The organism is Maribrevibacterium harenarium (assembly GCF_006385675.1).
GTDB lineage: Bacteria > Pseudomonadota > Gammaproteobacteria > Pseudomonadales > Marinomonadaceae > Marinomonas > Marinomonas harenarium.
In genome coordinates this window covers 20,628-44,839 of record NZ_VFRR01000027.1, presented here as the reverse complement: position 1 = coordinate 44,839, position 24,212 = coordinate 20,628, and the positions used below count along the sequence as shown (strand labels likewise).

The 24,212-nt window shown below is 46.7% G+C and carries 23 protein-coding genes; 3 read left to right on the top strand and 20 right to left on the bottom strand.

Translation table 11 applies throughout. The features are described 5' to 3' along the window. Positions 1 to 94 precede the first annotated feature (94 nt). On the top strand, positions 95 to 490 hold the full coding sequence (locus FJM67_RS12645) for a hypothetical protein (RefSeq protein WP_181161501.1): 396 nt from the start codon (positions 95 to 97) through the stop codon (positions 488 to 490). Next, positions 477 to 1,409 carry a hypothetical protein gene (locus FJM67_RS12640; RefSeq protein WP_140589819.1) on the top strand — a complete coding sequence of 311 codons (933 nt, stop codon included), beginning with the start codon at positions 477 to 479 and terminating at the stop codon, positions 1,407 to 1,409. Before FJM67_RS12645 ends, FJM67_RS12640 begins: the two co-directional genes overlap by 14 nt. Before the next feature lie 215 nt (positions 1,410 to 1,624). Here the strand turns inward: FJM67_RS12640 and FJM67_RS12635 are convergent, their stop codons facing one another. The 7 genes from FJM67_RS12635 to FJM67_RS12605 all read right to left on the bottom strand — a co-directional run bounded on the left by FJM67_RS12635 (position 1,625) and on the right by FJM67_RS12605 (position 11,057). Next, positions 1,625 to 1,885 (bottom strand): hypothetical protein, encoded by a 261-nt coding sequence (locus FJM67_RS12635; RefSeq protein ID WP_140589818.1) that lies wholly within the window; start codon positions 1,883 to 1,885, stop codon positions 1,625 to 1,627. A 249-nt stretch (positions 1,886 to 2,134) separates the two neighbouring features. Continuing rightward, entirely contained in the window at positions 2,135 to 5,419 is a 3,285-nt protein-coding gene (locus FJM67_RS12630; RefSeq protein ID WP_140589816.1) for a type I restriction endonuclease subunit R, read from the bottom strand. A gap of 83 nt (positions 5,420 to 5,502) precedes the next feature. Further along, entirely contained in the window at positions 5,503 to 6,834 is a 1,332-nt protein-coding gene (locus tag FJM67_RS12625; protein ID WP_181161500.1) for a restriction endonuclease subunit S, read from the bottom strand. Next, positions 6,824 to 8,452: a class I SAM-dependent DNA methyltransferase gene (locus FJM67_RS12620; protein ID WP_140589813.1), complete on the bottom strand. Its 1,629-nt coding sequence runs from the start codon at positions 8,450 to 8,452 to the stop codon at positions 6,824 to 6,826. Before FJM67_RS12620 ends, FJM67_RS12625 begins: the two co-directional genes overlap by 11 nt. Positions 8,453 to 8,569: 117 nt before the next feature. Next, on the bottom strand, positions 8,570 to 8,773 hold the full coding sequence (locus FJM67_RS12615; RefSeq protein WP_140589811.1) for a hypothetical protein: 204 nt from the start codon (positions 8,771 to 8,773) through the stop codon (positions 8,570 to 8,572). Between the two features lie 455 nt (positions 8,774 to 9,228). Further along, complete coding sequence (locus FJM67_RS12610) at positions 9,229 to 10,629, bottom strand: DEAD/DEAH box helicase (RefSeq protein WP_140589809.1); 1,401 nt, start codon at positions 10,627 to 10,629, stop codon at positions 9,229 to 9,231. A gap of 128 nt (positions 10,630 to 10,757) precedes the next feature. Continuing rightward, entirely contained in the window at positions 10,758 to 11,057 is a 300-nt protein-coding gene (locus FJM67_RS12605) for a hypothetical protein (protein WP_140589807.1), read from the bottom strand. A gap of 178 nt (positions 11,058 to 11,235) precedes the next feature. On the opposite strand from FJM67_RS12605, the gene FJM67_RS12600 reads away from it, so the two are divergent. Continuing rightward, positions 11,236 to 11,544, top strand: coding sequence for a helix-turn-helix domain-containing protein (locus FJM67_RS12600; RefSeq protein WP_140589805.1), 309 nt, complete (start codon positions 11,236 to 11,238; stop codon positions 11,542 to 11,544). Here the strand turns inward: FJM67_RS12600 and FJM67_RS12595 are convergent. The 13 genes from FJM67_RS12595 to FJM67_RS12535 all read right to left on the bottom strand — a co-directional run bounded on the left by FJM67_RS12595 (position 11,536) and on the right by FJM67_RS12535 (position 24,115). Then, a complete protein-coding gene (locus FJM67_RS12595; RefSeq protein WP_140589803.1) occupies positions 11,536 to 11,715 on the bottom strand; it encodes a hypothetical protein in 180 nt (59 codons plus the stop codon). The two genes, FJM67_RS12600 and FJM67_RS12595, sit on opposite strands and share 9 nt — an antisense overlap. Before the next feature lie 238 nt (positions 11,716 to 11,953). Next, positions 11,954 to 13,522, bottom strand: a complete 1,569-nt coding sequence (tnpC, locus tag FJM67_RS12590) for an IS66 family transposase (protein WP_140589801.1) — start codon at positions 13,520 to 13,522, stop codon at positions 11,954 to 11,956. A gap of 34 nt (positions 13,523 to 13,556) precedes the next feature. Next, the gene (gene tnpB / locus FJM67_RS12585; protein ID WP_140589799.1) at positions 13,557 to 13,922 is read right to left on the bottom strand and encodes an IS66 family insertion sequence element accessory protein TnpB; all 366 of its coding nucleotides are present in this window, start codon (positions 13,920 to 13,922) and stop codon (positions 13,557 to 13,559) included. Further along, complete coding sequence (tnpA, locus tag FJM67_RS12580) at positions 13,919 to 14,224, bottom strand: IS66 family insertion sequence element accessory protein TnpA (RefSeq protein ID WP_140589797.1); 306 nt, start codon at positions 14,222 to 14,224, stop codon at positions 13,919 to 13,921. The genes tnpB and tnpA overlap by 4 nt, the downstream gene beginning before the upstream one ends. A 971-nt stretch (positions 14,225 to 15,195) precedes the next feature. Next, positions 15,196 to 15,759 carry a hypothetical protein gene (locus FJM67_RS12575; RefSeq protein ID WP_140589795.1) on the bottom strand — a complete coding sequence of 188 codons (564 nt, stop codon included), beginning with the start codon at positions 15,757 to 15,759 and terminating at the stop codon, positions 15,196 to 15,198. Between the two features lie 1,009 nt (positions 15,760 to 16,768). After that, a complete protein-coding gene (locus FJM67_RS12570; protein ID WP_219845982.1) occupies positions 16,769 to 16,924 on the bottom strand; it encodes a hypothetical protein in 156 nt (51 codons plus the stop codon). Positions 16,925 to 17,024: 100 nt separating this feature from the next. After that, positions 17,025 to 17,243: an AraC family ligand binding domain-containing protein gene (locus FJM67_RS12565; RefSeq protein WP_140589793.1), complete on the bottom strand. Its 219-nt coding sequence runs from the start codon at positions 17,241 to 17,243 to the stop codon at positions 17,025 to 17,027. A gap of 120 nt (positions 17,244 to 17,363) precedes the next feature. Continuing rightward, positions 17,364 to 18,311 carry a 2-hydroxyacid dehydrogenase gene (locus FJM67_RS12560; protein ID WP_140589791.1) on the bottom strand — a complete coding sequence of 316 codons (948 nt, stop codon included), beginning with the start codon at positions 18,309 to 18,311 and terminating at the stop codon, positions 17,364 to 17,366. A gap of 15 nt (positions 18,312 to 18,326) precedes the next feature. Then, positions 18,327 to 19,277: an AEC family transporter gene (locus FJM67_RS12555; protein ID WP_140589789.1), complete on the bottom strand. Its 951-nt coding sequence runs from the start codon at positions 19,275 to 19,277 to the stop codon at positions 18,327 to 18,329. Positions 19,278 to 19,370: 93 nt separating this feature from the next. Continuing rightward, the gene (locus tag FJM67_RS12550) at positions 19,371 to 20,957 is read right to left on the bottom strand and encodes an aldehyde dehydrogenase (NADP(+)) (protein WP_140589787.1); all 1,587 of its coding nucleotides are present in this window, start codon (positions 20,955 to 20,957) and stop codon (positions 19,371 to 19,373) included. Between the two features lie 61 nt (positions 20,958 to 21,018). Next, positions 21,019 to 21,777: a FadR/GntR family transcriptional regulator gene (locus FJM67_RS12545; RefSeq protein WP_140589785.1), complete on the bottom strand. Its 759-nt coding sequence runs from the start codon at positions 21,775 to 21,777 to the stop codon at positions 21,019 to 21,021. Between the two features lie 43 nt (positions 21,778 to 21,820). Then, complete coding sequence (locus FJM67_RS12540) at positions 21,821 to 23,146, bottom strand: enolase C-terminal domain-like protein (RefSeq protein WP_140589783.1); 1,326 nt, start codon at positions 23,144 to 23,146, stop codon at positions 21,821 to 21,823. 57 nt (positions 23,147 to 23,203) lie between these two features. Further along, positions 23,204 to 24,115, bottom strand: a complete 912-nt coding sequence (locus tag FJM67_RS12535; protein WP_140589781.1) for a 5-dehydro-4-deoxyglucarate dehydratase — start codon at positions 24,113 to 24,115, stop codon at positions 23,204 to 23,206. Positions 24,116 to 24,212: the final 97 nt, after the last annotated feature.

Below are 24,212 nucleotides of genomic sequence, written 5' to 3'. Positions count from 1 at the left end.
CAAACAGCGCCATTGGTGGCATTCCACCTAAATGGCTTATGAAGGCTGCTTAAGCTCTACTTTTAAACCCTGTTAAAAATGGGGGGATTACACATTGAAGCAGTGTCGTAGTTTGGATAACTATGATGAATATGTTGGGCTATTAGAGCTTGTTATCCAGAATTTCAATAGGCTTAGGGAATATACGAAGAGAAAGGATTTTAGTGTTGAAGCGGAGAAATACTGTCTTTCATTAAGGTTTATTGCTTTCAAATTAAACATTTTGTCGATTAATAATGAAGGGAAGCGGATTATTATCGATCATAAAGAAGGTGTAAATAGATTCACTATTTCTGATTCTGTAGTGATGGATAAGATTTTTTCAGATTATATTGTACGACTTGTTGACTTCTCAATGGACACGGTGTCTGGTCGGGATAAATTAAATATGAATTTGCTACCAGGAGAAGCATTCATAAACAATGAGGAGTATATGAATGCAGATTTTTAAATGGCGTTTCCGAGGCCCCAAGCCCCCCCACCCACCTTTATTCCACTTGAAAGCCTTCTGGGTGATGGTGCTATTCCCGCTATTTGTTGCGGGTATAGTCTGGTTTCTAATCTTCAAAAGCCTTGGCTATCCTGATTGGATGCCTACCAAAGAAGGCTTCGACAATGCTTATGAATACTTCAAAATTCCGCTTTGGGTCGCGGCACTGTCTCTGCCATTTGCTGGATTCTATGCTTCACATCACCGTTCGGTTCAAACGGTCGCCCAAATTTCTGCTACAGAGTCAAAGAATAATTTCGAAAACAGTATAAAGCATCGAGAGTATATTATTGGTCAGCTTCAACTTATCGAAGAACGGAATCATATAGAGTTTGAAGATTATCACCGCTTATATGAAGAAATTTTCGTGGATAATAATTTAGAGAATTTTTTTCCTTGGGCTGATCATAGTTTCGAAGATGGCAGCTATATTCTAAAAAGGACTCAGGTTTTAATTTGTAGTACTTCGGAAGTCTCTTCTAGCTCTATTTATAACCCTTTCAGATGCTTAAGTATAAGAAAATATTATGGTATAGATATTGGTGCGCTAGATGATTTGGTACTCGTAGTAGATGAGCCCAGATATGATGGTATTAGTATCAAAGGTGTGGACGGAGTTGACGCCGATGTCGCAATACTGTGTACACTTGGTTCACTTTCAAAAATTTGGGGAGAAATAGCTAGTATTGCTCTTTCTCCAAGGCTTGGAGAAGAAGTGGAGAAATGTGAAAGCCTAATGAAAAATCAAGTCCGTTCATTGTATGATTCTATTTCTGAAAGCTTTGAGGGCAACGCTGAGTATCGACGAAAGGAGTTAGTAAAGCAAACAACCCTTTGGTTTGACTACCTTAAATCCCACCACAACCCCGCCAGGCCTTGACAGTATTCTATTTTATATTCAATAATAATTTATAGCTGACCATTCAATTTATATTGAGGAGCAGTCACGATACTAGGGATTAATTTGATTAAGTCGGCAATAATATATCCTATAGCCGACTTAATCCTATGTTCCCAGCCCTGTTATAAGCTATTAATCAAGTATAATAATCTAGCAATTATTAATTGGTGGTGTATGGAATTGCGCACTAAGACTTAGTCGCAGCTATAGTAGGTAGATCCATCATTAGATAATATCGTGGTACAAATAACAGACCTTACGTTGAAAATATTGCCACAGCTTACTTGAACTATAAGTGAACCACCGTAACCTTGGTCTTGGGAAACCACGCTAAATGGCAGAGACTCACATCTCTCTCTTGCCGCTGCTTGAAAGGCGGCATTTAGGTTTGGGCTTACCGATGCATTTGCCTGGGCAGTCATTAGAACAGCGGTCAACAGCGCGATCTTTTTCATTTCTAATTCTCCATTATAAGTACAATTCAGCTGCTATAGTTAAAGCAGCATTTCCATTCAGAAAGACTCACACGCCTTCCTACTTTTACCATCTACTTGGCAGATCAGAACCTAACGCTGACTGCATAGTGCCAGTAGATATAGATAGTATGAATCGCCGCTAGCTCGGTAGACTCTTCTCGGTTGTCTTTTCAGACAGCTTTTCATACTCAGGCAGAGCACCGATAAATAAGCTCTGCCCAACTTCTATCAATGATTCTTCTTGTAGTTCTCGGCCTGTTCTAGGACGTTTTTATAAACATCATCATTGGCAACAGGCGGGAAGCCAAACTTATGGAGTAGCAGTATGAGGTCTACTTTGAGTTTGGCTTTGATGTCATCGCGGTTGCTCCAATCTGGGTATTGGGCGCTGTCGTCTACGACGATTTTCATTTGCTTCGCGAGTTCGAGCATTTTGTCGTGGTCGTAGGTGAACTGGTATTTCGTACACATGTGTTCGAGAATATCGAGGAAGGCTTTTTCTTCCATGTCGATGCCGATGTCTTCAAATGACATCATTTCCGCTTTGATGTCGTAGATCATGTCGGCCATTTCTTGGCTGAAGGTGTCGAACTCCTCGCCTCTTAGCTCGTCGTTTTCTTTGCGCTCGTTGTATTGCTCTACCAAGGCTTGGAAGCGTTTGGTGAAGTCCGTGCCTTTGAGTTGGTTGACCTTCTTAAACTCGCTGATGGCTTTTTGCAGCATCTTTTGCAGTAGCTGCATTTTGGTATTCGGCAGTTTGATCTTGTTGATGCGATCCATGTACTCATCATCAAAGATGTCGATAGTTTCGGATTTCTCTTGTCCAAGGGCGAAGATTTCCTCCACACCCTCAGCGCGAATCGCCTCGGCAATCATTTCACGAACGCGGGCGTTCATTTGCGCGGTATCCGGCGCATCACCTTTGGTGAGTTTGTAGACAATCGAGCGCACCGCTAGATAGAAGTGAATATGCTCACGTTCTGTCTGGGTGATGGATTCACTCCCTACACACACGTCGTAGGCGGCTTTTAGGCGTTTCACCAAGCCCATAAAGCGCAATTCGAGCTTTTTCGTCGTTAGCACGAACTCGGCAGCTCGGTTTAAGCAGGACAATTGATTAACGGGGTTATCACTGAAGTAATCACCGCTATCGAACTTATGGAACATTTGCGCCAGTAAATGCAGGTGGTCACGCACTTCTACCAATGACTGCCTGATATCTTCGATATTGGCGCCATCGGCTTTGGAATACATGGCTAAGGCTTGGTTCATACGGGATTTAATACCAATGTAATCCACCACCAAACCTTTATCTTTGCCTTCAAATTTACGATTCACCCGTGAAATGGTCTGAATCAAGCTGTGTTTTTGCAGTGGCTTATCAATGTAGATGGTATCCAGCTCTGGCACGTCAAAACCGGTCAGCCACATATCCACCACAACAGCGACTTTGAAATTTGATTTCGGGTTCTTAAACTGTTTATCCAGCTCTTTGCGGTACTCTTTAGTGCCAAGCAGGTCATACATGGCTCGGTCATCGTCTTTACCACGGGTCATCACCATATTCACCATCGGCAATGACATCAGCTCTTTCTTGTCTTTCTCGGTCAATTCCACGCCATCAATAGCTTGTTTCGCCTCAAACCATGTTGGACGTAGTTCTTTTACAGCCTTGTAAAAGTCATAAGCGATCTCGCGGCTGGCACAGACAAACATGGCTTTACCTTTAATAGTGGAACCTTCCTCAACGCGCTTTTCGTAATGCTCGACAAAGTCTTTTGCCAACATTTGAATGCGGTCCGGGTCGCCCAAGATGGCATTCATATTGGCAGAGGCTTTTTTACTCTCCTCTATCTGATGCTCATTAGCACCGGCGGCTTCGCACTCTTGGTAATACTTTTCAATCTCTTCCAGTTTGCCATTGTCCAAAATCACTTTTGCCGCACGGCCTTCGTAGACAATGCGTACCGTGATTTCATCATTCACCGACTCGGTCATGGTGTAGCTGTCGATTGGGTCACCAAACACATCCAAAGTTGCATCAATGGGTGTACCGGTAAAGCCCACATAAGTGGCATTCGGCAGTGAGTCGTGCAGGTATTTGGCAAAGCCGTAGGTCTTTTTCACCTTGCCGGTCTTTTCATCTACGGTGACTTTCAAATCTAAATTGACTTGGCTGCGGTGCGCTTCATCGGAAATACACACCACGTTACTGCGGTTAGTCAGCAGTTTGATGTCTTCGGTGAATTTATGAATGGTGGTTAGGAACACACCGCCACTGGCGCGCCCGGCTAACTTATCACGCAGGTCTTGGCGGCTCGAAACAGGCTCGATCACCTCATCGCCAATATAACCGGTGGCATTACAGAATTGTTTGGAAAGCTGTTCGTCCAGATCGGTTCGGTCGGTGATCAAGACGATAGTCGGGCTGGCAAAGTCGACGCTCTTCATCAGCAAACGGGCCAAAAACTGCATGGTAAAACTCTTACCACAGCCCGTCGCACCAAAGTAGGTGCCGCCCTTACCGCTACCGCCCTCTTTCGATGTCATCACCTCACCGTTGGCGTCTAATACTTTGCGTTCTTTTTTGATGTTGTAGTACAGCTTACGGGCCGCGTAATACTGCGGGTAGCGACAGCAAATCTTGGTTTCGTGTTTGCTGGTATCAGGGAAGAAAACAAAGTTCTTTAAAACATCCAAAAAGCGGGTGGGATGAAACAGACCATTCACCATCGTAGTGAGGGAATCAATGCCCTGCTTTTCGTTGGATTCATTGCCTGTTACCTTGCGCCATGAATAATAAAACTCATAGGGCGCAAACAGGTTGCCCATTTTGTTGTTCACCCCATCGCTAACGATACATAGGGCGTTGTAAACAAACAGTTTGGGAATATCGCGACGATAGCGCACCGCCAACTGTCGCCACGCATCGTAGGTCGTCGCCGACTCTTCGCGCACGGCCGACTTCAACTCAAATACCACCACCGGCAAGCCGTTGACGTACAAAATAACATCGGGGATGCGCTTTTGCTGGTCGGTGCCTTCGATCTCTAATTGATTGACCAAGCGGTAACGGTTGTTATCGGTGGAGATGCCATCAATACCTTCCACAAATAACGCATTCAGGCTTTGGGGCAAGGTGCGGGTATCGATCAGCTCGATATACAGGTCTTTCTTATTGCGCTCTTCACGCTTTAACAGGAAGCCATTACTTAACCAATGACAGAAGGTCTTGTTGCTTTGGTACAAGTCACTCGCGGGCAAGGTTTGCAACTGGCGCACAATGGTGTCGATCTCGCCAGAGGTAATGCCATCAGCTTTGTATTGCTCCGCAAGATACACGCGCAAATCATCAAGGATCAGCACCTCTTCATCACTAGCTCGTGGAATATCACTGCCGATAAAATGCGGATACACCGACTCGCCAGCTCTTTCGCCAGCAGAACGCTGATGCTGCCCCAGCAGAGTGATAACGGCTTGTTCCAATTTGGCTTCGTTAAAGGTCGTGGTCATAACATCCTGTACTGTTTATCTGTTTTTAACGCTTAATTTACTAAAGCAAAAAGGCAGCCTAAGTGACTCAAGCTGCCTGTTGTTTACGCTGTTATTGTTTCTTTAATCGTGGACTCCACCTCATCTAGGCGTAATTCGCCGGAGATCAGTTTGGGTAGCAAAGTATCTCGTAGTATCTGCAACTCAAGGCTTTGTTCATAATTTGATCTAAACTTTGCATACAGGGGCAAAATCATTTTTGAAAATTTCTCGTTAACTTTTCTGTCAGCCAACAGGAAAGGGATGCTATTCATATTTTTTTGATTAATCTTCATCTGAACAGCTCCTGTGACAAAGGCTTTAATATTAGCCTGCGCCATAAAAATCATTAAGTGTTCGGTAGATACACCATTTTTCCCTTTTAATACATGAGCATGGTTATTAACCCAGCATTTTCCCCAAATATACTGGTAGTACGGAGTACCATCTTCTTTAATCACTGATCCATCTTCACCAATAAGTAGATAGATGTCGTCAAAGATAAATTCACTAACATAATCCATTATCGAAGTAGCACCATGATATGGGTAGATTCCAGGCTTCAATTCATCTCGCTGTTTTTTCGATAGTGGTACGCGATGCTTATCGAAACACTCTGAAACGAAACCTACATTAGAACTAACCCACCCCTTAGGCACCCAGCCTAGTTCGCTTTCCTCAAATTCATTAGGGAACAGTTGGCGGATGTTATCAGGTAGAGGCTTAGCACTGCCCGCTTGCGTTGCGCTGACGTCACCCTGCTGTGTGGCTGCATTACGCAGTGCTTGGCGCTGCTCGGCGCGAGCTTGCAGTTCATCGGGAATAGCATTGCCCGCATCCAATGCGTTATCAATCACCGGATCGAAATCCACAAACCACGACTTAAACAGCGTCTGCGCCATTTGTTCTAGAGTTTGGTTGATTTGGCGGTTGACGGTTATTTTATTGTTAAACGAGTCAAGCAAATCAGCAATACGATCTTGAATAGGCCTCGGAGGAACGTTGACTCTAAGAGCATAAAAATCTTCTCTACGAGTGGAAGGTATAGCTGAGCCAGAATCTAAACCGTTAATGTCTTGTTTTAACAGCTCGTAATAAGCCCATTTGAGATTGATATCAAACTTAGGGGCAATGTAAAAAGCAGTATCAATAACATAGAACGGAACTTCCGAATAATGAACTCCCCTGTAAGCTCCTTTCCGACCAATAATGACACTAGGAAAATCGCATAGAGGAGTTTCACTAAACCCAACAGGACCATTGGTGCCAAATACCGGAAAACCCGTAACTTTATCCTTATAATCTTTGAGTGCTTTTCCATACTTAAGCTCAACCAGTTCACCCCAAGTTCTCTCTACCCATTCATCCTGATGCCATGGAGTTAATTTACTGTCCATAACCCAATGCCTCCATATTGGCACGAATCGCTTTATCCAGCGCTTCGGCTTCATCTAATTGGCGATATAAGGTTTGGGTCAGCTCTGACATTTTGACTTCGAATGGGATGCCATCATCTTCTAAGTCCGCTGCGCCCACATAGCGCCCCGGCGTGAGCACAAAGTCATTGGCTTCGATTTCTTCGATAGTGGCGACTTTACAGAAACCGGCTTGATCCTCGTATTGCTCAACGCTGATCTCTTTGGCATCAAGGCGGCGTTGGATTTCAGCTTCATCACTGCGCCACGCGTGGAAGGTGTCGGCGATTTTGGCGATATCGTCAAAGGTTAGCTCTTTATTCACACGGCTGACCATGGTGCCCATTTCACGGGCATCGATAAATAAGGTTTCACCACTGCGATCACGGTAGCCAAACTTCGAGTTAGCCCCTTTGTGTTTCGACATAAACCACAAACACACCGGAATCTGCGTGGTAAAGAAGAGTTGCCCCGGCAATGCGATCATACATTCGATGCGGTCGTCTTTAACCAGCTTGGCACGGATCTCCCCTTCACCACTGGTGTTAGAGCTCATGGAGCCGTTCGCTAAGACAAAACCGGCTGTACCGTCTTCGCTTAGCTTAGAAAGCATGTGCAAAATCCACGCGTAGTTGGCGTTGCCCGTCGGTGGCGTGGTAAAGCCGTTAAAACGCGGGTCATCAGTTAGCTCAGCATCGTTACGCCAGCTTTTTAGGTTAAACGGCGGGTTAGCCATGATGTAATCGGCTTTTAAATCTTTATGCTGATCATCGTGGAAGGTATCCGCAGGGCGTTCGCCTAAGTTACCGGTTAAACCACGAATGGCGAGGTTCATCTTCGCCAGCTTGTAGGTGGTCGTCGTCAGTTCTTGACCATAAATGGCAATGTCTTTGCTTTTGCCTTGGTGGCTTTGAATAAACTTCAAACTTTGTACAAACATACCGCCGGAACCACAACAGGGGTCATAGACTTTGCCTTGGTAGGGTTCGATCATTTGAGCAAGCAAGGTCACAACGGATTTTGGCGTATAGAATTCACCACCGCCTTTGCCTTCGTTCGCCGCAAAACGACCGAGGAAGTATTCGTACACACGACCGATCAAGTCTTCTTCACTGGTGCCTTCTTCGCACTCCACCGCTAGGGTATTGATGTTCTCGACGGTATCAATCAAAGACGCAAGGCGTTTGACCTCAAGGTTCATGCGGGAGAAGTAGTTGTCTGGCAACGCGCCCTTTAGGCTTGGGTTGTTCTTTTCAATGGTTGCCAGTGCGGTGTCGATAACCACGGCAATATCGTCTTGCTTAGCGCGTACTTTGACATAAGACCAGCGCGCCGCTTCTGGTAGGAAGTAGATATTGTCCTGCTGGTAAAACTCCGGCATATCGACAAAGGCTTCCATACCCGAGCTTTGCAATTGCTCGCGCTTGGCTTCAAATTTATCGCTGATAAATTTCAGGAACACTAAACTCAGGACAACGTGTTTGTATTCTGAGGATTCGACACTGCCGCGTAACTGGTTCGCGGTATCCCATAGGGTTTCTTCAAAACCTTTGGTGCTTTTCTTTTTTGTCGACGGTTTCTTTGCGGGTGCTTTAGCCATGAGTCTGTTTCTTTTATCCGTATGGCGTACTGTTTTAGTACGGTTTAAATAACTGATATCAATCATACTTTTTCAAGCGTCAGAATATGTCGCAACGGCCATTCCAACAGAGTACTTCTAGCCAATCCCCAACACTTCCCTTGCTAGCGGTGATTGGAAGGTAGAACCTTTGGGTAGTGTTGAGCCACTTTGAATACAGACGACAGAGCATTTTTCGTCTAATGAGGAATGAATAGTCGCGGTGGCTTTATCGTGAGGTTCTTTTGGGACGATTTGCACCGTTGCTAGTGCGAGAAACAGGGGTGAATGCTTGATTCCCATGAATGATCCTTATCCAACAGCAGAGCGACTTAGCTTGTAAGGCGCTCATGGTATACAAGTAAAATTGACTATTGTCCATTAAACCAAACGGCACTGTCACAGACAACACAATTTATAGCTGATTCAGAACCGCCAATAAAAACATTGCGTGACTGAATTGCGGGATCGAAATAGCTCTGCCATCTAGTGATAAACTCTCTATCAGTGCGGATTCATAGACAACGCCACCAATCCGTCGGTTTATTCTGTCGCGTCCATATTCCGCATGGAACTGACACTGATGGAATGCTTTTTTAGCGCCAAGATCAGCCCCCCTAGGAGACTATCTTGGTAATTTCTGGACATTCTTTACGCCATAGATGGTCAGTTTCATCTTTTAATATCTGATGACCATCACAAGTAATCAACTTTTTACGCATTTGGTGGTTCCTAACGAATACAACGAGAAGCAGATATCATAAGGCAGGCTGCGAATTCATAAGTACTCGAATCACACGCTCTCTTATTCCATCAATCGATAGTGCTGATGATACCAGAGCAGAGGGCAAACCAACGAGATCTTCATCTGCTGATGACGAGCCGTTTGTTTTAAACTCTGAGCCATCCTCAAGATAGACAGATATGTCGTGGGGCTCTTTTGATTTGCCTGGCATTCCTTCCACGGGGTTAGCAACGACTTTTTCTTCTGTCAGATTCTCTTTGATGTAAGATCCAGAGACTTCCTGCTCCAACCGCTTCGCATAGCTAATTAAATTCTCTTCTGCCAATGTGTAGAAGAAACACTCATCTGTTTGATCTTTCGTCACGCGAATGATGCGGCCCAGCACTTGTCGAAAGTAAAGTTCCGTTTTGGTTGCAGACAGGTGGCAACAGACCTGCAATCTTGGGATATCAACTCCTTCACTTACCATAGCGATGCTCACTATCCATTGGTCTGTTCCTTGTCGAAATTCTTCAATCTGCCTGATCGAGTCGTCATCTTTATAGGACACAAGAACAACCTTCTGAGAGAAGTAGTCCTCTAGCATTTGCTTGATAAATCGTGCGTGGGAATAGGACGCTGCGACCACCAAACCACCGGCGGTAGGAGAGATTTTTCGCAATTTAGTCAAGCGCTCCACACCACGCTTTAATACCTCAAATGTCAGCGACTCGTTGGACAGGAGAACCAAATAACTGTTGTCGTTATCCTTCAAGAACTCTGCAATAGATGAGTAAGATTTGGGGGGCCCATAAGCATGCTTAGTAATTTTAACCGCATCTAATGCAATTACTTTTGGCAAACGGCAAACCTTGTCAGTTACAGCATCACTTAAGCCATACTTCCACTGGTAACTCAGCCCTAAACCAGAACCATCATAGGAGGCAAATGTAATTGGGTCTCCATCTGTTCTCCAAGGTGTACCAGAAAGTGAGAGCGTAAAGGTTGCTAACGACGAAATTTGCCGCAACAACTCAATCCCCCATGCATTGCCCTGAACAAACTCAGAACCAGAACAATGATGAATCTCATCAAGAACAACAAAAACTCGGCTATTTACCAAATCGGCTAACACTGAGTGATTCCCGCCCAGCAAGGACTGATATGTTAAAGAAACACCGACGGAACCGATGCGACCAGAAAAAGGTCTGCCAAGCAGTTTTTTAAAAGTGGCTCTTACGGATTCACATATTGTTCGAGAAGGAGACAAACACACGATGTAGTCAATTTTCCCTGCTTCAAGAAGCATTTTTCCCACCGTAGCCGCCATTACTGTCTTACCGGCTCCCGGTGTAGCCAAGCAGAAGAAATGCTTGTGATAGTTAAAATGGTCGATCGCGCTGGTAACACACCCTCGTTGCCAATCTCTCAACATTGCTTTACCTCTAACTTCTCAGCGGAAGCCTTTAGTTTCCTAACGGCACTTAACTTGCCATACAGACTAGTGATCCGACTGCGTTCACTTGAGATCATCCCATCGGCATCAGCAGATAAAATTGGGAATCACACAGACAATGCCCTCATTTCTTCTAGCTCTGATAAAGCCAGAGAAATCTCGTTCTCAAGCCTTGCCTCATCCATCACTAATTCATCCAGTACTGCCTTTTTATTTAATGGCTCCTCCATCGAAAAGTCTGAAACTAGTTTCGTCAGTTTTTCAGAGGGCTCGTACCAACGAGAGTTTCTTGATCCGTGAGACACCAGCAAGCCTAGTTTCGTAAGGCGATGAACTTGTCTGGTAACAAATTTTTCTGCTTTCTCTTTATCACCATAAGCCTCAAATGACATTGATTTTTCAATCAAATTAGCTCTGTGAAGGCGCTTAGGTAGAATAGATCGAACAACCGTCAGCATCGTAGGATGCACATGAATCTTGTAGGGCACAGCATGAATCTCGAAATACTAAGGATTGCTTAGTATACAGAGTTAAGAGAAACTAAGAAAATCTTAGTTACTACTGGTAGTAAACAATGAGAACAGAGTGCAACCTAATCCCATACCTATTCGGCTCAAAGAAGCAAGGAAACGCAAAGGCCTCAGCCAACGCGAACTCGGCATTCGAACGGGCATGGATGAAAACGTGGCCAGTGCACGCATGAATCAGTATGAAAAGGGCAAGCATGCGCCCGATATTGTGATTCTAAGATCTATAGCCAAGGAATTGGATGTTCCTCTGAGCTACTTCTTCTGTGACGATGAAACTTCTGCAGAGATTGTTAGGCAGCTCAACAAGCTTTCAAGCGATGACAGAGAGAGCATCCTTGAACTCATATTAGAAAAATTAAAATAGAAGGCTGATGTCCATCACCACCCGGGCCATGGCAGCACGGGTTTCAAAAATGCCATTGGCACAGATAGGTTGTAGAGCGGCATTATCTAGCTCAAGCAACGCTGATGGCACATTGGATTCATTAGTAAATACATCAAGTCCCGTCCCCGTGTAATCCCCCCGAAAAACCATCGGCAGACCAGTGCTAAATCTTCAGTCGATCGAGCCGGCGTCCGCAGAAGGCAAACAATTTCTCACTGCAAGGTTCAAGATGGAATTGACATTGAAGTCATGCCATCCTCTCTCGAGGATATTTAATAGGCACGATATCATACGGTACCAGTAAGAACGGTTTGATAATTAGATGAGGTCTGAAGAAGGTAAGCGCTCTTATATCAGCTCCTAAAACAATATGGCCAAATTTGCTAATCTAGCCTGCTTTCGCCCTGTTCCAGGGTAATAACGCTTCGAGTTTTTCTAAAGTATCCGCGTCAGCGATGTGGTCGAGCACATATTGGATATAGCCTGATGGCTCAAGGCCATTAGCTTTGGCGGTTTCTATCAATGAGTAGCAGGTTGCACTGGCATGGGCGCCTCGCGTGGTATCAGCAAACAGCCAGTTGCGTCTGCCCACCGCAAACGGGCGGATGGCATTTTCTGCTAAGGCATTGCTAATATGAACGAAGCCATGGTCGCAGCAGGCGACCAGAGATGACCACTGATTGAGGGTATATTGGATCGCTTTGAAGGTCAGTGAGTCTTTCGGCACCTTTGTCTGGTTGGTTTCCAGCCACGCTTTGAAGTCTTCTAGCAGTGGCAACGCCAGCTCTTGGCGTACGGTGTACTTTTCTGATTCGCTTAAGTTCTCTATTTTGCTTTCGATGGCATAGAGCTTGCGGATTTTAGCGATGGCCACATCCGCTTTCGATGGTGTGGTCTTGTTGCTTTTTCCTTTCTGAGGAGCCGCACCGCGCGCGGCTTCAACAAACTTGCGTCGCACATGGTCCCAACACCCAATACGAGTAATATCAAGATCTCGGCAGACCTTGCCATAGAAGCTGTAGCCGTCCACTTGTAATACGCCACTAAACCCGTCCAATAGGCGTGCCGGTACGTGACCCGCACGGGTCGGATCATAGTCGAACAAGACGGAAGGTTTATCCGGTGGTCCACCCCGTGTCACCCACATCCATTTATCACTTTGAGCTGTTTTACCGGTTTCTTTCAACACTTGGATACGGGTCTCATCCGCCTGGATATAGCGACCGAGGTTTTGTTGCTCCCGCATCAGGTTAATCAAGGGTTTGAACACATCATCAAGGCGGATAATCCAATTCGCCATATTATTGCGACCGATTTCATGACCAAGGCGCGCTAACATGCCATCTAGGCGATACAGAGGTAACCCATCGGCATATTTTGACGTGATGATGTAAGCCAACAACGAGGTAGTGGCAACGCATTTACCCAGCGGATGGGTTGGCCGCTTTGCCGCGATGATTTGTTCGCCAGTTGAGGATTCGAACACCGCTTTTTCTTGCCAGATCTCGATCACGTTAAGCTGAGCGGGGATAAACTCCAGCTCTTCTTTCACTTTAGTGAAGAAGGTTTTGGTTGCACCGGCTTTTTCGTCATCGCTTAGACAGATCTCACGACGGATTCGGTTCAATGAGGCCGAGAAGCCACGTTGACGCTGACGACTCTGCTTGGTTTGTGCTAGCTCTGGGCTCAATGAGTCTTCTGGAATCTCATCAATCAGATCGTCAATCGCGCTTTCCAGTTCCGCCTCATCAAACAGGGTGATCTGAAACGGCTGCTTCTCACTCTTGGCGGCGAAGCGTTGGACTTTTTGCAGACGGATGATCTCTTCAAGCCGATCAATATAGGCATCACGCTGAGCTAAGATCGAGTCTTTTTGCAACAGCAAAGATACCAGTTCAGCTTGTGATAGCTGACTGTAATCCGGCTTTTTGGAGTGAGATTTGGGAGCAATTTTCATGGCGATATGTTAGCAAAAATCACTGCCAAAATCCTCAGCAAAGTGCCTCATAAAGCAAGGTTTTATGGCCTTTCATTAAGCTGAGATCGTAGCCATCCAGCAGCCAGTTAATTTGCTCGCCGGTGAGGGATACCAATTCCTCTGAGGCTTTGGGCCACTTAAACTTTTCTTCTGCTAAACCTTTGTAGAGCACGAAGCCATTGTCTTCCCACATCACGCACTTGATCTTATTGCGATGCCGATTAGTGAACGCGTACAAGGCTCCGGAGAAAGGATTGTGCCCTAGCTCTTGCTCGATCAGCACCGCCAGTCCATGGGCCTGCTTTCTAAAATCCACCGGGTCTCGATACAAAAAGATCTGGGGTAAATTTAGCGAGGGGCGCAGATAACGAAGTTTCATAAAGTCGCTACCAGAAGGGACACCAACGAGACATTAGTCATATCAATGCCACGTATGATCACCCCGTTAGGGAGCAAGATTTCTAGGTCGCTAGAAGACATCGGAGGAGTTGCCAGTGCTACCGGTACTAATTTCGATCCTGTTGTCGAGTCAGCGGCAGGCGAAAACTTCTGCCGCCAATAGCTAAACTGATGGTACACCAAGCCCTCTTGTTCACAGAAGGCTTTGATGGACAGGCCAGAGGCACGCCACTTTTCGATATGATCAGCCCAAGTTTGGTTCAACGCTGTGTTTGCATTCATATTGTGTGCTCCGTGGGTGAATAGACGAAGCACAGTTTGGTTGGGGTTAGGCGCGAAAACTAGAGGCTGATTTAGTGACGTTTACCTTGATACTCTTTAGAAAAGCCACTATGAATACGAAGTAACATACCCGTTACAGTAAATGGCCTTAAAATTAGAACTCTTGTGAATACTCTAAATACCGTCAGGTGCGTCATGTATGATAAGAAGAAGGCTGGCTTAGCAGCAGTAAAAAAAAGCTGAGTTTTGTGTTATTCACTCAGTCTCAATTTACAAATACGGTAATGCATACACATAAATATAAATGCCCGACCACTTAGCCTAGAACAACAGGAGATCCTTCATCAGACGGAAATGTGACAGCGAGATCAAGGTAAAAAGTTTCGTGAAATTGGAAAAATTCTGGTGTTCATCCACGAACTGTTGAGTACATATATCAACGTTACCATTAGAGTGGTAAGGATGACATCAGCGAAAAAATGATGTCAAAAAAATACACTTCGACGACTCAGCCAAGCTTGTGAACAACGGCGTGATCAATACCATTTATGATCAGATGCATGATCATCATAAACTCGGTTTTGTAGTTTTGAATCAACGTGTAGCCTCTCAAAAAATTATAACAGTTCTGGAATTATTTTTACGGTCAGGACAATTGGAACCAAACTTTATTGCTGAGTATTTCACACCTAAAAAGCCATTGAAGTTTTCTTGCTACGTACGTTTCTCTAAGTGTTACATCCGTGATTACCAATCCGTTTCATGATCAATGAACCCTCCATTACAGCGAAGTACTTACTGAAGTTCTTGCGAGCATTGATTGAGTCAACGCAAGACAAAGTATTTCTATTTTCGGGTGATGCCTCTCATCTCTGCTAAGTTGGTTCCCGGTTAAAGGCCTAGTAGGCAGGAAAAAAAAACTGCCTAACAGTATCAATCAAGTTGGGAGATTACGATTTATCACTGGTCAATCAATTAAAGAGACGTGCGCCACCTGAAATCATAAAAAATACTAACGCGAGTAGAATGAAAATGGAAAGTTTGTATAGTGCGCTCGTTTCGTTGATGGCCTTGGTACAAAGAGGACACACTTGGCGAATACGGCCACCATGAAGACCGATGATATGAGGGCGAACCACACCACCACATGATGGGCATTTCAGCTTACCTTGGGAGCGCAGAAGCTGGTCTTGAATCTCGTCAGGAGACTGTGTTTTGGGTTTCCTTTTTTTAGGACGTGGTGTTTTTCTAACGACGGTGCTCTTAACTGCGCTCGACGGTGTAGCAGCATCCACTTCGGACATTTTGTGTACGCCAAGCTTATCAGGGCGAATGTTAACTGCCTGCAAGAAGCCGGTGCCATCTCTGTCCTCTGCGTAGAAGATAACGACCTTTCCGATTTTTACCTTAAATCGTTCCTCAAAATTCTCTTTTCTTACCGGATATAGGAAGGATGTGCCATCTTTGAAAACTTCGCGAATTAGACCGGCGTTTGTTTCGAAGTTGTAACAAATAATCTCACCAAATTGTGCCATGCATAGGCTCCCTTGTCCTTGTTATGTATTTTGGGTTGCCGAATTGTAATAGATTACACAGCCAAAAGAGCGGCAATTTTTCATGTATTTGGTTAGCTGGTACCGTAGGTGAATGTTGGGGTATTGCGGAGTCATCTGCACCACCTTCAGATTTAACTATACCGATAACATGCCCCAAGATCTGATTGGCAATATGCCAAGCCCAGCCTGGACCCAATATTGATTGCAGTAGCGTCGCTCCGTTGTTTACGCCTTTAGCCACATAGCTAGTAAGGAAGCCTTTGAACTGGGCATGCTCCAATGGTGTGAAGATGCGACTCAGTTCTTTAATGCTTGGATTCACGAAGAACGGATCCGTCGAGGCTGCTATCACATTTTTTTGGGGATCAGCGGCATCCGAGTTTCATTGCTGTGCTATAGACTACGACGAACAACTTTTCCCATTCTCGATTTCCCGCTACTCTTTTGCCTTGAGTTCTATGTATGCACGGTAACTAATTCGATCGAGCAGCTAATATTCCATTTATTCATCCAAAAGGTTGTAGAGGCGCTTGAGTATCAGAATACGAACCATGGTTAAGTCGGTACACGGGGGCCTTCCCTCTAGCAGCTCTCAATACAAGGCGCGGTGCAATCAACTTCAGTGGGCAGTGTAAAGCAGTTGATGCTACCACAGCCCTAGCTACGCTATTGGAGAAGTTTTTCGAGGTTCCGTCGTTAGTTAAAGGCAGAATGCCCTGTTGATAAAGGGATAGCAGAGGCTAGTTGACAACTCTCACGCAGCAAGCTGCGGGGCTTTACGCCATTTTCGGTAATGTATAGCAGTAACTTGATCTACAGTGTGTATTATTAATGGCAGACGCTGCCAAAATAAAAATCAAAAACAAAAAAATGCCACTAGCTGCCATTTTTGGTATTGGAAATTCTTAAATGCGCTAAGAATTATGGAGTTATTAAAATAGTTCCACTAAAAAAGGAAAATAGCAAGAGATGATGTGAAAAATTCATTTCAAGAACCAGCAAGCCAATGGCGATGTAAACGCCAGTAGGGAGTGTGACCATAACGGAACACATTCTGGACAACTAAGGTAAAGTCGGGCCATGGGCTCATTAGGGCAATCATATGGACCAGCGCCAATGTGGCTAATACATGCAGTTCATTCATCGCTCACCTCTCGATTATTTCCTATTATGAGCACTGGTGAAGGGCTAAACCATTCCGGCTCGATGGAAAAGACGTTGGACTGATAACCCGATTCCTTTACCTAACGCCCTTCATGCAACTCATCCGGTGACATGATCACCACTTCCCCATAGCCCACATGAAAACGTTCACCGCGGCAAACAAACCTCTGCTCGCCCTTCACGATCAGCCCAAAGTGGTAATCCAAATGATAATGTCGCTTAAACTCGAATGCCTGATACTGACCAGCGATCAAGCCAATGGCACGCTCCGGTGAGCGAAAGTGCTGTATTTGATCCATACAATCCCCCTAATCAGAGCGTAGCAAGAACATCGCGTTTTACTTGTAGAAAACTGGCAGTACCCGTACTCAAATGCCAGATCGTATGCCGCAAAAACAACTCACGAAAAGAACCCAAGGCTAAATCACCGTCAGCAAGGGTTTACCTGAAAAATGCGCCTCAAGGTTATCCAGCACCAGTTGCGCCATGGCAGCGCGGGTTTCAAAAGTGCCGCTGGCACAGTGGGGTTGCAGCGCAACATTGTCTAGCTCAAGCAACGCTGATGGCACATTGGGTTCATCAGTAAACACATCCAGTCCCGCCCCCGCGATGGCCCGTTGTTGCAGTAGTTCTACCAAGGCCGTTTCATCTACCACCGAGCCACGGGACACATTGATAAAGTAACCATTGGCACCAAGTGCTTCGAGTACCGAACGTGAAATCAGGCCTTGCGTATCCGTACCGCCGGGCACCATAGGCATCAATACATCCACGTCATTGGCGAGTGCGTGCAGGTCATCATAATAACGATACGGAACATCCGATTTTGGTGACCGATTGTAGTAACTCACGCTCATGCCAAAGGCTTCGGCGCGAGTGGCAATGGCTTTACCAATTCGCCCCAATCCCACGATACCTAAGGTTTTACCACGCACTGCCGTGTTTAAGGGCATCATACCTTTGCTGACCCAGTCTCCTTGTTTAATCCAATCTACCGCTGGCAAGAAGCGGCGTAGGGTGGCCAGCATCAATAGCATAGCCATATCTGCCACATCATCCGTTAATACATCAGGCGTATTGGTCACAGGGATGCCCCGTGCTTGGCAGTCTTTCACGCATAAGGTGTCATATCCAACACTGGCGCACGCAACAATTTCTAGATTAGGTAACTGATCCAAAAGATTTTTTTCAAACCCACCCCCATGGGTCGTGACCACTGCCCGGATACGATCTCCAACCTGCTGGATCATGGCTGCTTTTTCCGCTGGCGTTGCCTGATCATAACGATGGGCCGTGTAGGTTTGCTCCAACTGAGCCAACTGCGCCGGACGAATTGGCCAGACAACAAGTACATGAATGTCTTTCATTGAATATTCTCCGTATCAGGATATTGAGGACAAAAACGCCAGCAGTACCGGTGCGACTAATATGATGACGCCGGAACCGAGCAAGGTTGAGGTGGCGATGGCATTAGCGGTTTGCTTGCCATCACTGCCGTGAGCAATCGAAACCACATAGGCCGAAGCCGCGACTGGCGCACCAAAAAACAGAAACAGATACACCAGTTCGTGGTCGCTAAAGCCACTGAATGCCGCAATGGTGGTCAACACCACAGGGCTAACAAAAATCTTAATAAACATGGCAAGGCTGGTGGTACGCGTCAACACAAAGGCACTGGTGGCTAATGACGCCCCTACACACAGCAAAGCCAACGGCAAAGTGGCGCTGCCGAGGTATTTACCGGCGGTCACGATTTGTTTGGGAATGGGGATATTCAGGTAGTTCACACTGATACCGGCAACCACACCTAAGATCATCGGATTGGTCACAATGCTGCGCAGCAAAGCACGATAACTGAAGGTGCTGTGTTGCTGATAACGGGATAAAGCGAGCTCGGCCAAAATATTAAACATGATGGAGGTGATACTGGCGAACACACCACCGATGACGACGCCCTCCTCGCCGAACATATTCACCACCAGCGCCAAACTGAACACGCCGGTGTTGCCTCGAAACGCCATTTGAATAAACACGCCACGCTCATGGTTAGGCATGGTTAATCGACCGGCTAACCACCAGGCAAAAGCAAAGGTGAGGATTATGCCAACGGAAAAGAAGGCGGGCATTTGCCACCCCATAATGCTGCCGGGGTCTGCCCCCAACATACTGAAAAAGAGTAGCGTCGGCATGCCCACGGCAAAGACAAAGCGCGAACCAGACGCAATGAAACCATCATCGATAATGCGACGTTTACGCAGTAGTGTGCCTACCAGTATCAAAATCAGTACCGGTGCTGACACATCTAGAATGGCGGTAAAAGCGGTCGTTTCCATAGGAGTCTCCTGACAGAGTATGTGTGACCGACAAAAAATAGGGCACCGAAGTGCCCCTAAAATAACGAGGTTTGGAGCTCAGTAAAAAGTAACTTAACTCAATCGACCATCGACCAATTGAGGCACATTCAATGGATTCGCATCCTGAATGGCGGCCGGTTGCAAAGCAACAGGAAGGTCTTGGTAACACACAGGGCGAACAAAACGATCAATGGCTGCGCTACCCACAGAGGTAGTACGGGCATCGGAGGTCGCCGGGAACGGGCCACCATGCACCATGGCATGACAAACTTCCACACCGGTTGGGAAAGCATTACACAAAATACGACCCGCTTTGCGCTCAAGGATCGGTAGCAAAGAGCGTACTGCTGCCACATCTTCATCGGTTAGCTGAATCGTTGCCGTTAGCTGGCCTTCGAGATGTTCCGCCACCGCTTTATATTCGTCCAAATTTTGGCATTGAATGATCAAAGAGGTAGAACCGAAGACTTCGTCTTCCATGCTTGGATCGGCCAAGAAGGCGGCTGCAGAGGTTTTGAACACGTGCGCTTGGCACTGGTTTGGCGCGTCGCTGGCGTTGCCTTTACCTACCAATTCCACACCGGTGTTGGCAGCCAATTTCGCCACCCCCTCACAGTAGGCTTTGTGGATGCCCGGCGTGAGCATGGTTTGCGTGCCTTGGGCTTGGATTTCAGCAGTCACGGTATTGATAAAGGTATCCGCGCCCTCACCATCACAGGTCACCACAAGACCTGGGTTGGTACAGAACTGACCCGCGCCCATCATCAAAGAACCCACAAAACCTTTAGCTACGGCTTCCGCTTGGGTCGCCAATTTGTTTGGCATTAAGAAAACAGGGTTAATCGAGCTCATTTCCGCATAAACCGGAATCGGCTCTTTACGAGCTGCAGCAATATTCATCAGCGCCACGCCACCGGCACGGGAACCGGTAAAGCCAACGGCCTTGATGTGCGGGTGTGCTACCAGTGCAGAGCCAACTTCACGACCAGAACCGTACATCAACGAGAACACCCCCGCTGGCATGCCGGTCTTTTGTGCCGCGGCGGTAATGGCACGACCCACCAACTCAGACGTACCAGGATGTGCAGAGTGTGCTTTAACAATGACAGGACAACCCGCTGCCAAGGCAGATGCCGTATCACCACCGGCGACAGAGAACGCTAATGGGAAGTTAGACGCACCGAATACCGCCACAGGGCCTAATGGAATGTACTGAAGACGTAAATCGTTGCGTGGTAATGGTGTACGCTCTGGCAGCGCGGGATCAATACGCACATCTAGGTATTTTCCAGCACGAACGACACTCGCAAATAAGCGCAGTTGCCCCATAGTACGGCCACGCTCACCTTCAACACGGGCTTGTGGCAGACCTGACTCGGCCATCACCCGATGCACTAGCGTATCGCCAAGGGCTAAGATTTCGTCAGCAATGGTTTCAAGAAATTGCGCACGGGCTTCCGGTGCCGTCCCACGGTAAGCATCAAAGGCTTGCCAAGCCGCTTGCGCCGCGTGATCGACTTGGGCTTGCGTACCACCTAAGTAAGCAGGCTCCATGGTTTCATTGGTGGCCGGATTGATGGCGTGAATCGCCGCTTGTGTACCAAGCACGTCCTGACCGGCGATCAGAAGCGTGCCTTTAAGAAGTTGAGAAGCTTCCATTTGTATCCCCTATTTGAGCGAGCTAGGTCTAACCCAAGCTAGACCTACAGTGCATTAGAGGTTAATCAAATGTATTGGACTCGTTATAGCGTTCGTAGCGAAGATATGCCCGATTTAAGTGCTGATACATGGCTTCTTTTGCTCCCTCGGCATCCTTGTTACGGATACAGGTCAAAATGGCTTCATGCTCATTACGCACTCGTTGCAGATACTCTTCGCTCGCCGCTGGGTCTACATTTGCATTAACCAGCTTAGCTCTCGGGATAACGTTCTTATTAAACTGTTCATAGAACTGCTTAAAAAATGGATTGTGAGTTGCCTGACAAATAGCTAAGTGGAACTGGTAGTCTTCTTTACGAGCCAGTTCACCACGAACCAGAGCGCCATCAAAGTCTTCAAACAGTTGCTCCATCTTAGCTAAATCCGCTTCGGAACGGCGTTCCGCAGCAAGGGCACAGGCCGCGCTTTCGACACTCATACGGATCTCTAAGATATGCAAAATATCTTTGATAGCTGTCGGATCAACATTGTAAGCAAACACAGTTTCGCTCGACATGGCGCGCATTACCGTGGTGCCCACACCGCGGCGGGTTTCAACTAATCCTAATGACTTCAGCTGAGTAATGGCTTCACGGATAACCGTCCGGCTCACTCCAAATAAATCACACAATGCGCTTTCTGTAGGTAATTTATGACCCACTTGAATACGCCCCGAGGTGATTTCTGCTTCCAGTTGCTTAGCAACCGTGGTGGCTAAGCTGTCGCCTTTTCCTACTTTCTGCACTTGGAGTGTGCTAACTAAATTATCAATGCTGCCCATTTTTATTTGCCATTCTTTTTTTAGAACATTATCCCAGAGCGCATTATCTAACAAGCGTTGGTTTCTTCGGATTGAATGTCCAACCCGGAATCAAAAACTGCATCGCCATGCTGTCATCACGCTGACCGAGGGTCAGTGTTTTGTATAAAGCATTGGCTTCCATCAATTTCTCGCGATCCAACTCAATGCCTAACCCTGGGGTGGTTGGAACCGCTATTTTACCACCACGGATCTGAAATGGGTCTTTAGTAATACGTTGACCATCTTGCCAAATCCAGTGAGTATCAATGGCCGTGATCTCGCCGGGGCAAGCCGCTGCAACGTGGGTCATCATGGCCAAGGAAATATCGAAGTGGTTGTTACTGTGGGAACCCCAAGTCATGCCCCACTCGTTACATAGCTCACCCACGGCAACTGCGCCTTGCATCGTCCAGAAGTGACAGTCCGCTAGCGGGATATCTACCGAGTCCAAACGCACCGCATTACGCAGTTGTTGCCAATCAGTCGCTATCATGTTAGTTGCAGTTTTCAAGCCAGTGCGACGTTTGAATTCTGACATGGTTTCACGGCCAGACCAGGCACCCTCTTGGCCACATGGGTCTTCAGCATAGCTAAGTATGTCTTTGATGGGCGTAAGGTATTCCACCGCTTGATCCAGCGTCCAAGCGCCATTCGGGTCAAGAGTTAAACGGGCATCTGGGAAGGCTTCATACAAGGCACGGATACAGTCCGCCTCTTGGTGACCATCGAGTACACCACCTTTAAGTTTGAAGTCTTTAAAGCCGTAACGGGCAAAGGCACCTTTGGCAAGACCGGCGATTTTCTCTGGCGTTAGAGCTTCTTCACCGCGCACCTCATCCCACTCATCAATTGGATTGGCGTAATCAGGGTAAGGCAGATCGGTTTTTTTACGATCTCCAAGGAAGAACAAGTAACCCAAAGCTTCCACTTCATCCCGCTGACGACCGTATTGCCCAAGTAGTTCTACTACCGGCAAGCCCATGTTTTTGCCGGCAAGATCAAGCAATGCTGACTCAATACCGGTAATAACGTGAACCGCTGTACGCAAGTCGAAGGTTTGGTTACCGCGTACATCGTCGGCTTGACCTGAAATAGCATCGCGCACGGTGGAGATAATGGACTTCCACTTACCAACGCTTTGGCCTTCTACCAATTCTTTACAGCGTTCTAGGGTATCAATGATGCTGTTGGTGGCAGGAATCTCGCCCAAGCCCAAGTTGCCATCGTTGTCTTCTAGAATCACCACGGTACGAATGAACCAAGGCGCATGACCGCCACTTAGGTTCAATAGGAAGCTATCGAAACCGGCAACTGGTACGACTTCCATTTTTTTAATGGTTGTAAACATGTTTCCCCCTCTCTGGTTACACGAGGAAGGCGAGCCCTCCTCGCTACCACGCGTTTCTTATTGGTTACTCTCGATGATCGCCTTCAACGCAGCAAGATCTGCTTCGTTTGGCATGGTTAGCGGTGCACGCACGTCACCCGCTGGCATACCCTGAAGCGCCACACCGGCTTTAATTAGGCTCACAGCATAGCCTTTTTTGGTGTCCCGTAGACGGCAGAATGGGATAAAGAAATCTTGGATGATCTTGGTGGTAGTGGCTTTGTCACCCGCGCGCAAGGCTTTGTAGAAGTTCATCGCCATTTCCGGCATGAAGTTGTACGCCGCTGAAGAGTAGGTATTCACGCCGATGGATAGATAGGCTTCCGCGAAGATTTCAGCCGTTGGTACACCACCGATATAAACCAAACGATCACCTACCGTTTTAATGGTGTCATTTAGCGCCGCAATATTGCCCACGCCATCTTTTAGGCCAACCATGTTCGGGTTGCGCGCTGCCAGTTCTTTCACTGATTCCGCACTTAGAATACCGTTACCACGGTTGTAGTAAACGAACTGAATATCCGCACTTGCCATGACTTGCGATGCGTACTCAACGATGCCGTCTTCTGGGCACTCAGTGAGGAAAGGAGGCATCAAGAGGATACCGTCACAGCCCGCTTCTGCTGCGATATTTGAGAACTTAGACGCGTCTTTTACACTGCGGCCCGCTGCGGCGATCACCGGCACACGGCCTTTCACTGTCGCTACCGACACTTCTACGATTTCACGGAAATCTTCTTCATCAAGGGAGAAGAACTCTCCAGTACCACCGGCGATAAAGATCGAAGACACGCCGTGCTTGATAAAGGCTTCTAAACGCTCTTTGTAAGTTTCCGCGTTAAATTTGCCATTGGCATCGAAGTCGGTCACAGGGAATGAAAGTAGGCCATCACTCAATGCGCCACGAATTTGTTCTACAGAAAAAGCCATGTCGGTTTCCTCATTTTTGTTATTGGTTTGAGCCTTGAAGGCTTTAGTATGATGATTGATTGTAATACATCATACAACTAGACAACGAATAATATCA

Bases quoted from the DNA above. Each gene is read 5' to 3' on its own strand.
- FJM67_RS12625 (WP_181161500.1), bottom strand. From the start codon at position 6,834: ATGGACAGTAAATTAACTCCATGGCATCAGGATGAATGGGTAGAGAGA.
- FJM67_RS12595 (WP_140589803.1), bottom strand. From the start codon at position 11,715: ATGGTTTTTCGGGGGGATTACACGGGGACGGGACTTGATGTATTTACT.
- FJM67_RS12560 (WP_140589791.1), bottom strand. From the start codon at position 18,311: ATGAAAGACATTCATGTACTTGTTGTCTGGCCAATTCGTCCGGCGCAG.
- FJM67_RS12635 (WP_140589818.1), bottom strand. From the start codon at position 1,885: ATGAAAAAGATCGCGCTGTTGACCGCTGTTCTAATGACTGCCCAGGCA.
- FJM67_RS12570 (WP_219845982.1), bottom strand. From the start codon at position 16,924: ATGAATGAACTGCATGTATTAGCCACATTGGCGCTGGTCCATATGATT.
- FJM67_RS12615 (WP_140589811.1), bottom strand. From the start codon at position 8,773: ATGGGAATCAAGCATTCACCCCTGTTTCTCGCACTAGCAACGGTGCAA.
- FJM67_RS12535 (WP_140589781.1), bottom strand. From the start codon at position 24,115: ATGGCTTTTTCTGTAGAACAAATTCGTGGCGCATTGAGTGATGGCCTA.
- FJM67_RS12620 (WP_140589813.1), bottom strand. From the start codon at position 8,452: ATGGCTAAAGCACCCGCAAAGAAACCGTCGACAAAAAAGAAAAGCACC.
- FJM67_RS12640 (WP_140589819.1), top strand. From the start codon at position 477: ATGCAGATTTTTAAATGGCGTTTCCGAGGCCCCAAGCCCCCCCACCCA.
- FJM67_RS12550 (WP_140589787.1), bottom strand. From the start codon at position 20,957: ATGGAAGCTTCTCAACTTCTTAAAGGCACGCTTCTGATCGCCGGTCAG.
- FJM67_RS12630 (WP_140589816.1), bottom strand. From the start codon at position 5,419: ATGACCACGACCTTTAACGAAGCCAAATTGGAACAAGCCGTTATCACT.
- tnpC (WP_140589801.1), bottom strand. From the start codon at position 13,522: ATGAAAATTGCTCCCAAATCTCACTCCAAAAAGCCGGATTACAGTCAG.
- tnpA (WP_140589797.1), bottom strand. From the start codon at position 14,224: ATGAATGCAAACACAGCGTTGAACCAAACTTGGGCTGATCATATCGAA.
- FJM67_RS12545 (WP_140589785.1), bottom strand. From the start codon at position 21,777: ATGGGCAGCATTGATAATTTAGTTAGCACACTCCAAGTGCAGAAAGTA.
- FJM67_RS12540 (WP_140589783.1), bottom strand. From the start codon at position 23,146: ATGTTTACAACCATTAAAAAAATGGAAGTCGTACCAGTTGCCGGTTTC.
- FJM67_RS12575 (WP_140589795.1), bottom strand. From the start codon at position 15,759: ATGGCACAATTTGGTGAGATTATTTGTTACAACTTCGAAACAAACGCC.
- tnpB (WP_140589799.1), bottom strand. From the start codon at position 13,922: ATGAAACTTCGTTATCTGCGCCCCTCGCTAAATTTACCCCAGATCTTT.
- FJM67_RS12555 (WP_140589789.1), bottom strand. From the start codon at position 19,277: ATGGAAACGACCGCTTTTACCGCCATTCTAGATGTGTCAGCACCGGTA.
- FJM67_RS12565 (WP_140589793.1), bottom strand. From the start codon at position 17,243: ATGGATCAAATACAGCACTTTCGCTCACCGGAGCGTGCCATTGGCTTG.
- FJM67_RS12610 (WP_140589809.1), bottom strand. From the start codon at position 10,629: ATGTTGAGAGATTGGCAACGAGGGTGTGTTACCAGCGCGATCGACCAT.